The 11558-nt window shown below is 44.2% G+C and carries 5 protein-coding genes and 1 pseudogene; 4 read left to right on the forward strand and 2 right to left on the reverse strand.

All coding sequences use genetic code 11. The features are described 5' to 3' along the window. Nucleotides 1–308 (reverse strand): DUF2913 family protein (locus tag F0232_RS24470; protein ID WP_171751064.1); only part of this gene is annotated, 308 nt, incomplete at its 3' end. An 819-nt stretch (nt 309–1127) separates the two neighbouring features. Between F0232_RS24470 and F0232_RS24475 the strand changes: the two genes are divergently transcribed. From F0232_RS24475 to F0232_RS24490, 4 genes are all read left to right on the forward strand, one after another. After that, on the forward strand, nt 1128–2951 hold the full coding sequence (locus tag F0232_RS24475; protein WP_171751065.1) for a GMC family oxidoreductase: 1824 nt from the start codon (nt 1128–1130) through the stop codon (nt 2949–2951). Next, nucleotides 2948–5053 (forward strand): LodA/GoxA family CTQ-dependent oxidase, encoded by a 2106-nt coding sequence (locus F0232_RS24480; protein ID WP_171751066.1) that lies wholly within the window; start codon nt 2948–2950, stop codon nt 5051–5053. Before F0232_RS24475 ends, F0232_RS24480 begins: the two co-directional genes overlap by 4 nt. A gap of 107 nt (nt 5054–5160) precedes the next feature. Beyond that, nucleotides 5161–6255 (forward strand): NAD(P)/FAD-dependent oxidoreductase, encoded by a 1095-nt coding sequence (locus F0232_RS24485; RefSeq protein WP_171751067.1) that lies wholly within the window; start codon nt 5161–5163, stop codon nt 6253–6255. A gap of 186 nt (nt 6256–6441) precedes the next feature. After that, complete coding sequence (locus F0232_RS24490; protein WP_216608353.1) at nt 6442–9327, forward strand: amidohydrolase; 2886 nt, start codon at nt 6442–6444, stop codon at nt 9325–9327. 1138 nt (nt 9328–10465) lie between these two features. Here the strand turns inward: F0232_RS24490 and F0232_RS25220 are convergent. Further along, nucleotides 10466–11558, reverse strand: a pseudogene (locus F0232_RS25220) (collagen-like protein); the annotation flags it as partial.

The following is an 11558-nucleotide window of genomic DNA, read 5'->3' on the forward strand; positions in this document are numbered from 1 at the left end:
CGTTCTAACAAGGCATAAAGCTTATCAACGTCGTTTTGACTTTCTATCGCTGAATATTGAGATAAAACGCTTTCTAAGTGTTTTTCGATTGAGCCAAACTTATTTTTCATCAAACAAACAGTTTTGAGCTTTTTCTTGATAATGCTATATCGAGTTTGTTTGATTTTTGGCTTCAAGAAATCAATGATGATCTTGTTTCGTTGCTCTTCTTTAACAAAGTGATTGGAAAGTTTTACTTGGAAGTAAAGGTGAAGAAGAGTGTTTTCGAAAGTTGACTTAATAAGTTGATGGTATGAATGTTCTGACATTTTTCACATTGATTTTTCATTGGTGAGGGTATTTTATCATAATAATAGTAAGGCGTTATCGTCGAAATCAAAGTGATGCAATTTGCTGTTTGTGTTAAGCCTGCTGCATTCGACGACATCGTATCAAGGGCGTATTGAGCTTCGGAGTGTCGACCATTTCTAGACAGCAAGTTTCACCCGAGCACGAGCTTGTTTGGGAACAAACCATCGTCGAAGAAGCTTACTAACAAGTGTTTGTCGAGTTGTTATGGCAGGGCCATGTCGTTATCAGCTCACTGAAACAGAAAAATCCCAGCTTTAAGGTTTCAAATTACTTGTCTTAATCTCGGGTAAGACTGTTGGAGCTGCGTCTCTAACACTCTTTGTCCACAAATTACACAGCAGAGAATTTAACAATCAACAACAGGAAATGATGCTAGCGGCATCAATATTAAATCGATTTACGCAGCTTGATATGACCGAGAGCTATCGAGCTGTCTAATGACATCAAAAGATACGGTGGGTTGAGTAAGGAAACAAAGCCAATAAAAACCTACTCAAAGGTGATGATGTCATCTTTGAGTAGGTGGCCAAATTCACTATGCCACGACTCATCAAGGGTTTGTGGTCATTTCTCCAAACGTATTGCGTTACTTTGGCCTCCTCTTAATATTGAAAGACATCAAAACCTTTCAGCAGAAAGCAGATAGGTTGGGTCTCATCGCTCGTAAGTAACAGTGCCGTGATAGCGTAATATCGATGTAATAACAGAGTAAGTATGTAACGTATATATTCATTGCAACCGTGCTGAAGCATTAAACGCAAAGGATATGTATAAAGATGGAACACAATGAAACGGATAATAACTATGACTATATTATTGTTGGTTCAGGTGCAGGAGGTGGTCCACTTGCTGCAAACTTAGCCCTTGCCGGGTACACAGTTCTGCTATTGGAAGCCGGGGGAAAGGAAGCAAGTGTGAGTTATTCAGTACCTTCGTTTTCGGGGCTTGCTGCTGAGAATGAGAACTATCGATGGGATTACTTTGTACGTCATTATGCAGATGAGAAGCAGCAAAAAAGGGACCCTAAATTTGTGCCAGCAAAAGATGGGGTATTGTACCCACGTTCAAGTACTCTGGGTGGCTGTACCGCGCACAATGCAATGATTACTACTTATCCTGCCAATTCGGACTGGGAGTACATTCAGCAGTTAACAGGTGATGATTCGTGGTCGCCAACAAAGATGCGTGAGTACTTTATTAAGCTTGAGAAGTGCCAATATTTAGAGCCGAACATCGCGAAAAACACAGGTCATGGTACTTCGGGGTGGTTGAGCACAGAGAAGGCTGATACGTCATCGGCACCTAAGGATTGGCAGCTTCAGCAAACCTTAGCCAGCTGTAAAAAACGTGGATTGGATGCTGAGCAGTTAGGAAAAATTAACGAGCATCTTGATCCAAACTCCGTCAGTGTTACCGAAGACCACAGTACCGGATATTTTACCATTCCCCAAGCTACCCACAACATGGCCAGAAATGGCACCAGAGAGTACATACTGCAAGTGCAACAGCAGTTCCCAAAGCGGTTATTTATACAAAGTCACGCTTTGGCGAGCCGCGTGTTGTTTGATGACATTGAGCTTAACAAGGCCATTGGTATTGAATATTTGCAGGGTCAGTATCTCTATTCGACCACCCCTAGGTATGACGAAGAGTGTCAGCTAACACAGCCTGTGGTTAATAAGGCCTATGCAAATGAGGAGGTTATCTTGTGTTGTGGTGCATTTAATACGCCACAACTATTGATGCTTTCGGGTATTGGCGATCCCGAGCAATTAACGCAATTTGGCATACCTGTGCGGGTTAACTTACCCGGTGTTGGCACAAACTTACAAGACCGATATGAAATTCCTCTGATTACTGAGATGGAGCAGCCGTTTAAGGTCAATGAGCTTGCAAACTACAGTGATGATCCCGAACACGATGCGTTTTTAAAATCTTGGCTTGCCGATAGAACGGGACCTTATAACAGTATGGGTTCCCCCTTGATGTATTTAAAAAAGTCGTTCCCAGATAAGGTGGATCCTGACCTTATCATTTTCGCAAAAAGTGTACGCTTCCAAGGTTTCTTTCCAAACTGGTTTTGGACATTTAATCCGATTAAAAATCAATTTACCTGGACGGTATTAAAGGCTCATACCAATAATCGCAAAGGCGTGGTGAAGCTCAAATCCAATAACCCTAGGTTGGCACCCTATATTAACTTTCATTACTTCAATGAAGGTAGTGATGATGGTGGCGAAGACTTAAACGACATAGTGCAGGGTTTTAAGTTTGCACGTACTTTGATGCAAGACTCTCCTTTTAAAGTCAAAGAGGTATTACCGGGACATGCGGTGCAAACCGATGAACAAATTAAACAATATATAAAAGACCAATCCTGGGGACATCATGCCTCTTGCTCTTGTCCTATTGGGGCTGACGGCGATAAGTTGGCGGTTCTTGATAGTCGTTTTCGGGTTCGAGGTACCCAGAATCTACGTGTAGTAGATGCTTCAGTTTTTCCCAAGATCCCAGGGACTTTTATTGTTACCCCCATCTATATGATAAGCGAAAAGGCATCGCAAGTTATTATTGAAGACCAGAAAAGGAAGAAGTCATGAGTAACAATAGCAATGGAAATGAGATAGTTAAATACGTTATATATCCAGCCATCGGTATATCGAGGGTGGGCAATTCTAGTCAGTGGTATTATGCGCCGGAACTTCCGGGACAGGTCGCTGATCCTAGGGTACCAAATGATCTAAGTAGCTCAACGTGTGATATTCAGTATAAAGATGCCCATGGCGCAGTAAAAAAACAGGCTGCACGATTTAGAATATATGGTTTAAACGCTGATGGGCAAGTTGTGTCTGAGATTAATCACGGTATTGATGCAGAGAATAAATGTATTAAGGTTGAATGGAAGGTGCATTTAGCAAACCGTAAAGGCGCTTGGTATGAGTTTACCAACCCAATGGATTTGAATGAAATTTCTGAAAAGAATGGAAATACCAAAAAGCTTGCGTTATCGGTGGTACATAAAAACCAAGGCTATGGTGGAGTACCTTATGGTTTGTCACCCAGCCGAGACAAGCTGGTGATTGATGCAGGAAGCGTATCAATCAGTGGTGCTAATCAACGCAGCGGCTCAATGGATGAAGGGGCATTTATGGATCGTAAGGTTTGCCTTGGAGAGCTGCGCACAGATGAAAAGGGCCGATTAATTGTGCTAGGAGGCTCAGGTGAAGCTAACAGCATTAGACCTAATAATCCAATTCACCATTTTGCGAATAACGATGGTTGGTATGATGATACATCAGATGGACCGGTCCGGGCGATTATAACCATTGATGATGAAAAACCTATCGAAGCTGAGCCTGCCTTTGTTGCTGTGGTGCCACCTAATTATGGACAAGGCCTGTACGGCACGATCACCATGTACGATATTGCCAAAGACGTATACGCGAAAAAACAAGGCCAAACCACCAATGATGAAAAGCCCTCATTTGAGGAAGACATATGGCCCATTTTTAAGTCATTAACTGATTCCCAGTGGGTGAGTGAAGGGTTGTATATGTTGTTTGGTAAGGGGTCCCCGTCTAATTTTACCGACCCTACGGTGTACGAAAAGCTAGTGTCAGATACTGACATTGAGTTTAAAAAATCGTTATTAAGCTGGTTTAGAAACCCAAACTCAGAGCAGTTTGAGCCGACGCAAATCCCCTCAAATTACGGCGATGCACTGCGCGACTTCAGTGGCCAGCCGAATGAAAATTTATGGGTTACGCAAACTCAATATAACTCCCTAGTTCAGTGGGCTAATGGTGATTTTAAGCCACCAAGTCGAAACATATTAGCTACAGGTTTTCCATTACCAGCGGCAGCTGAGCTTGATCCGATAGCTAACCAACCTCTTGCGATTCAGCCCTATCTACTCACTAAAGCGGCGCTGCAGGAGTGTTTGGGTGGGCCCTTTAGGCCAGGCATTGAAATATCTTGGCCGCTTAGAGTCGATCAGATGTGGAAATCACCAGTAGCAGGAGAGTTATCACCGTATCGTTTAAATGTCGTGGCTCTTGAACATGAAAATGACCCGAAGTACGTCAGCGATGACTATGGCCCAGTGTTATCCCCTGAGGAAGCGATGAAGAAAAACGGCCCTGTTGATTTTAGTGGCCCTGGAACATTAACTCGCTGGATGGGAGTGCCTTGGCAAGCTGACGCTGCAAGTTGTTTAGGGGGCTTAGATGAGTCAAATTATCTGCCAACGCCTGCGCTATGGGCACCGCGTGCACCGCAAAATGTGCTTAGCGAGCAATCCTATGAAGGCATTAATAGTGATGGCTCCGGGACCTTTCAAAAAAGTAAAAAGTTTAATTATCGCCAATACTGGCTGCGAGATTTAGATAACTCAGATACCTTGAGTCGGCTTAACGATATGGCGAATGAGTGGTCAGATTTAGGGATTGTTTCTGCTAAGACATTTTCAGCAGGCACCCACTTAGGAGAGCTACCTAAGGTGGCCTGGGTAGAGCAGCAGCGCGCTGAAACATTTACTCGCTGGGATCCAACCTACATACAGCTGCAAGTGGCTGAAGGGGAAATCACCCCTGAGCAGGCGATAGCTCGTGAAAAGCATCAGCGAGCCGAGTTTGAACAGGATATTGAGTCGTCTGATAATCAGATTCAACCCCGTAAGATCTATGGGCGCCTAGAGCGTTAAACGGTGAAGCTTAATTCAAAGGTTACCTTCGCGTTGGTGCGCAAGGGTAACCTTCACATGGTCTTTTTAATTATTGGCTAGTAGCACGTTGATAGGAGTCATAGCAGATGGACAGTAAATCGGTTTTGGTTGTTGGCGGTGGTCCTGCCGGAGCTGTTGTTGCCGGTGAATTGGCGCAAGCAGATTTTAAGGTAACCTTAATTGAAACTCACCAGAGTTTTCGGACTAAAATTGGCGAGTGTTTACCGCCTAACATTAAGCCTTTATTGGCAAAGTTATCATTGGTGCATTTGTTGGATAAACATAAAATAAGCTATGCAAATCAATCGGCCTGGGGCGCCTCATCAGTAACTGAAGATGACTTTATATTGGGTGTTTACGGGGCTGGCACCCATATTGATAGACCGTTGTTCGAGCACGATCTTATGCAAGCGGCGATAATGAATGGTGCTAATTATCACCCGGGTACCAAGTTTAAAAGCTGCGTTCGTGAAAATAACCGCTGGACAGTAACACTAGAATCAAATTTTCGACAGCGGGAGATTATTGTCGACTATATAGTGGATGCCAGTGGCCGACGAGCGGTGGTAGCAAAGGCGTTGGGGGTTCAGCGTGAATCAATGGATAAACTAGTTGGCATCAGTATGGTGTTTCATGATCAGCATGAGCCAAACTCTGCGACTCTGGTTGAAGCAACCGAGTACGGTTGGTGGTACAGCGCAACTCTGCCCAATAATAAGTTAATTGTCACCCTAATGACTGACTCCCATCTCATTTCACGACTGAGTTGTAATAAGCCAGTGGGCTTTCTTTCTTTACTGAGTCAAACCCATCAAACCCTAGCCAGACTTGAACATAAGGATAATTTTGAAGGGCAGGAGCACAGCGCTATCTCTGTTCATAAAGCGGGCTCGTCCTGGCTAACCGAGCTTTGTGGCGACGGGTGGCTAGCGGTTGGCGACGCCGCCTATAGTTACGATCCGTTATCTTCCTATGGCATCACCTCAGCCATGGGTACGGCCTATTATGCTAGCCGTGCCATTATTGACCATTTTCAGGGAAGGTCAGATACTTTTCTTTGTTACTGTTATCTATTAGACAAGATGTACGCTAATTACTTACAACAGTTACAAAGCGCTTATATGCAGGAGCAGCGCTGGCCACACAGTGACTTTTGGTGTGTAAGGCAACAACCTCATTGACAAAATAGGGCGCGAGTCTCCATATCCCCACAGTGTAATAACAGCGTAATAATATTTTGTGTCATTGACACCTAAAGTGAACAGACATTTATATCACCGCGATTATTTTTTGCTATGACACTAGAACTATCTTATGTAGCAAAAAGATATCCGGTGAAGCGTTTATTCACTGAAAAGGAAATTACGATGACACATAAATGCAAAGGGCATTTCAGTTGTGCCTGTGGCAACCCTCTTTGGAAAACTCTTATACCTAACGGTGTTAATATACAGTCTTCACGTTTATCGTCTACTAAAGCGAATAACCAGTCATTAACCCAAGGTGAAGTGCCACGGGATCGAATTTTCCATGCAACCAATGGCGGCATCATCCAAACCTTAGCGGGTGGGAAAAATAACACCGTTGAGGCAATTGGAATAAAAGATGGCAAGATAATCGCGATGGGTTCGTTAGATGAGGTCAAGCAGAAGTGGCCAAAATCAGCCCCCACAGCAACGCTCATCCAAGGCTCACAATTTTTACAGCCTGCCTTCATTGAACCTCATGTACACATCATTCCCAGCGCCACCTTCAATACCGGTGTAGATCTGAGTCCGTTTGTCGGGCAAAGCTTAAGGGGAAAAAGCTATACCCTAGCTTGGGTTGTTAGGCAGCTAAGTGAGGCCACGACACAAATAAGTGCTTCGTTACCTGATTATAGTTCTTTCCAGTACGCCAAGGGTAAACCGGATAGTAAGCCACAGAGCCAATCTTGGTTGCTTGGGCACAATATCGATCCATCGCTGTTACAGGGAGAGGACAAGTCGTTTAATAAACATGTGTTAGATAAGGCGAGCAAGAGCTGCCCAATTATGGTGCTCAATACTTCGGGCCATTTAGCGTATATAAATAGCGTAGTTATTGAGCAAATTAACCGGTTTAATGGTGAGTCGAAAAAGAATAAAGATTATAAATTGAGCTCAGACGAGGAGCCTACGATTCACCCCCATATTAGCACGGGTGAAAATGGTGTTTTGCAAGAGATGGCACAGATACTGCCGGTATTGGAGTTTTTGTGCACATGGTTTGGGCGCCCAAGTGATGAGCAAATAACAGAGCAGGTCAATAAGGTGTTTACTACTGCCTCTGAGCGAGGCGTTACCTATATGTTAGATGCATTGCTTGATGATTTTCAAATGACAAAACTCAAGTCCTATGCCACCGGTAAACTCGAAGGCTTCGAGGGAAAGGAGCCAATAGTGCGAATCGCAGGCGCATATGGAGTGGACAGTCTTACACAGCTCAATAACTCTATTATTGGCACTTATCAGCCTAATCACGGAGATGAAAATTTTAACCTAGCTTATTTAAAGCTAATCTCGGATGGCTCAGCGCAGGGGCTAACTGCTTATCAATATACTCCCTATAACTGTGATGAAAACTATAATGAATTTGGTACATTTCATGAGGGAAAAGTGCCGGTTACAGCCAATGACATTGCTAAGCAAACCAACACCGGGCTGTTCAATTACGGTTATCCCATCGAATTCAATGCCATTGTTCAAAAAGCCAATATGTCGCGCTGGCCATTGATGATCCATGCCAATGGCGATCACGCGATTGCACGAACCATAAATGCCTACAGAGCTGCAGGGATGAATAAGAGCATCATCGATCAACGTCGAGACCGTATTGAACATTGCTCACTGTTGACCCGAGAAAATATGAACGATATGCAAGAGCTCGGGATCTCCCCAAGCTTTACCATTGGTCATGTTGGGTATTGGGGATGGGGTTTTCAAAACACCATTATTGGTGAGCAACGAGCCAATCAACTTGACCTATGCCGTACCACATTAACCGATTACGGTATGCGTATTACCCTACACAGTGATTACAGCGTGACCCCCCTAGGGCCACTGCGCATGATGGAGCAATCCATCACTCGTTTAATGGAGGACGTCGCACAAGGGAGCCCCCAGAAAGTGTTAAACCCAGCGGAGTGTCTTACCCCCTTTCAAGCATTAAAGGCAATGACTTACGATGCCGCTTGGCAGTGCCATGCGGATAAGTGGGTCGGCTCAATAGAGGTGGGTAAATGCGCTGACTTTGTGATTTTAGCTGAGTCACCACTGACCTACCAAAACACAGACAATCTGGCTAACCCGGCTCAAGGGATGCGTAATATCCCAGTACTTGAAACGTGGAAAGGAGGGAAACAAGTGCATAGCGGCTCCCCAAATTTTGCCAGCAGCCGTTTGAGCAATGTGCGATATCACGCTGACAATGATGACAAAAAGGTGTTAACGTTTAATTATTGGGCGCCCTCTATTAAAGATTCTACAGGCTCGCTGCGGGGCCATATTAACGCTGCGTTTCAGGTGAGTTTACAGGTTGAAGGGGCATCAGCTCCGATCCTACTGCGGGATGCACCAATCAAATGTCCTCTCGATCAGATTTGCTATTCTTTGGATATTAAGAGCTTAGTGGATCAGATTCCTAATGACAAAGCCTATACATTGACTTTAGAGGTCGGCCCCGATCTAAATGAAACGGCTAACGCAGTATTTGTCGGTGCTTATGCAATTGCAGCGAGTACAACTTTTACTTTGAGCAACAAGGACACGACTGATTGTAATGCACTATCAACGGTTGTGACAGAGTTTGCGCTTGATGAAGTTCAAGAGCCTGACCACATTCAAGCTGCGGTGACGTTGAAAATACCGCCGAATAAACAAGATGTTTTATCTGATTCATGGGTGGTGATCATCGACCCGAGTATCGATGCCAAAGGGCAATCATGCGAGCAAGCAACATTTGGTTGGGGTAACGGGCAGGTTGCCCCTAATGGTAAAAATGTTGTCGCTTATCAAAAGCTCACCTTGGCTAATGAAACTACCGACGGTCTCTATAAGATATCGACGTTTGTAAAACCGGAAGGAGGCGCTTCACTTAACAGTGGTAAAACTTACAGAGCGGGTGTTTGCCTGCTCGATACCTATCAATTGTGCGCCTTTAAAGATGTCGTGTATGCGGGTAATCCACAAAAGATTGTAAATTCAACGGCTAACAAAGATAAGGCATTTATTTAAATTTTCAGTTAAATCGTGTTGGCTACAATCTTTTCAAGACCAAAACGCCGCTTTCATTGCGGCGTTTTACTATTTAGAGCGTATTTTATATCAAAGTAATTATTTCCTAAGCATTTCGTACTCATGACACTACGGTTGTACGTCATATCAACGATTATCACCAGTTTGAGAAGTTAAAGCCTGAAAACGGTGGTCGCCAGAGCAGAATGTCTGCTGTTTAAACCATTCCGGTTATTGAGCATTTGGTTGAACAGACTTACTTTGATAGTCACCCAGTTATTGCTCATATAGATAAAAGCCGAATTTGCTATTCGCTACAGCGTAATGGATATGAAATAAGTGGCTACACCACAATGGATTATTATACAACAAGCCTAAGGGACCTCATAAGTTTTGCTCAGAGAAGCAGCGAGCTTTTTGTCTGGAAACTAAAGACAGAGCACTATCCACTAGAGCAAAAGGTACACCTAATCTTAGATGGAGCGGCCTATCATCGGCCCGGGTTGGTGAAAGATACAGCTAAGGTGCTCAATCTTGAACGTCATTACTACCGCTCTACAGTTCGAACTTAGGTCCGATAGACGCAATTCAGCCTGAATCGAGTGAGCCTTTCTCTGATACTCACTATTTAGAATAGTATAAGGCTGTATCAGCATTTCCAGAGAGAATTGCTGTGCAGATTACTTTTCGGCTAAGCATTCTTTGTTTATTCGTACGAAAGTGGGCTTTGAAGAGGTGGACGCACCTCTTTTCTAGTATGGTTGCACAACACTATAGCTACAGTCATTAAAAGCAGGAGTAACAACAATGTCCATTAAAGCCCTGTATAAGAGTGATTGGGTGTTAATGTAGAAACACCCCACCTCTTCCATTAGGGGCGTTTTGAATCGATAATGTAGGCTCTGAGCGAAAACAAAGATTAATCGGAAAGCATTCCCAAAATGTCTTGTATTTTCAATTATTCACCGCACACTAGGTCAATTAGGGCTTTCTAAGTCATAATGTACGGATTGAGTTTTGGCTTGTCTCTCACGGGGTGTCATGTTTTTAGCTATGGTATACGTCGTGCTCCTAAGTTATGACTCTATTGAGTTTAGTCAGAACTCAGGAACACAGATACTGGGTTTTTAAATAAAGCCTAATTGATCGTTCTCCAAACTTTGGCTGTTTCTTGAAAAACTAGAGTAAATGTATAATCGTAATTGTTGCTTCCAGGATCGTTGATAGATCCATCTGTTGGGTTATCAATGATTTGCCCCGTATTATAATTGTCGTTGCTGTCGTATGTGCAACTACAGTTTTCAAACAGTAGCAGGTATTCGGTCCCAGAAGTTAGATTTTTTGTTGGCAAGCTGATTTCATTCCAGCCGCCATTGATAGTTACGTTTGAAGCTAACGATTCAATCGCTGCTAAATCTTCCTTCGGTACGATTGAAATGTTTATTGTACTTTCAGCTCCCGCCATGAGCTTTATTGCTGAGAGCGTAGCGTTCCTATCTAAGGTGAACGTTTGAGCGAAACGGATAGAGTTACTAGCGCTCATGTTACCGTTGTTTGAGGTACCAATCGATTGCTCGTTCGTACTTATTAGTAACTGAAGTGCAGAGATGCCTGCATTGAAAACCAACGTACCATCTGGCGTCGTATCCTTATTGACATTATCGAGTTCGGATTGAGTAAAGTAGTTTACTAAAGCCGCGGCATCATCACCTTTAGGCCCTTGCGCACCAGTCTCACCTTGTATGCCTTGTGGTCCTGTATCGCCTTTAGGGCCTTGCGCACCAGTCTCACCTTGTATGCCTTGTGGTCCTGTATCGCCTTTAGGGCCTTGTGCGCCAGTCGCACCCTGTAAGCCTTGTGGTCCTGTATCGCCTTTAGGACCTTGTGCGCCAGTCACACCCTGTAAGCCTTGCGCACCGGTATCACCTTGTATGCCTTGAGGTCCGGTATCGCCTTTAGGGCCTTGCGCACCGGTATCACCTTGTATGCCTTGAGGTCCGATATCGCCTTTAGGACCTTGTAAGCCTTGTAGTCCGGTATCGCCTTTAGGGCCTTGTGCGCCAGTCGCACCTTGTAAGCCTTGTAAGCCTTGAGGTCCGGTATCGCCTTTAGGGCCTTGTGCGCCAATCGCACCTTGTAAGCCTTGTGGTCCGGTATCGCCTTTAGGGCCTTGTGCGCCAGTCGCACCTTGTAAGCCTTGTGGTCCGGTATCGCCTTTAGGGCCTTGTGCG

The sequence above is a fragment of the Vibrio sp. T3Y01 genome, assembly GCF_013114525.1.
GTDB lineage: Bacteria > Pseudomonadota > Gammaproteobacteria > Enterobacterales > Vibrionaceae > Vibrio > Vibrio chagasii_B.

Bases quoted from the DNA above. Each gene is read 5' to 3' on its own strand.
- F0232_RS24485 (WP_171751067.1), top strand. From the start codon at position 5,161: ATGGACAGTAAATCGGTTTTGGTTGTTGGCGGTGGTCCTGCCGGAGCT.
- F0232_RS24480 (WP_171751066.1), top strand. From the start codon at position 2,948: ATGAGTAACAATAGCAATGGAAATGAGATAGTTAAATACGTTATATAT.
- F0232_RS24475 (WP_171751065.1), top strand. From the start codon at position 1,128: ATGGAACACAATGAAACGGATAATAACTATGACTATATTATTGTTGGT.
- F0232_RS24490 (WP_216608353.1), top strand. From the start codon at position 6,442: ATGACACATAAATGCAAAGGGCATTTCAGTTGTGCCTGTGGCAACCCT.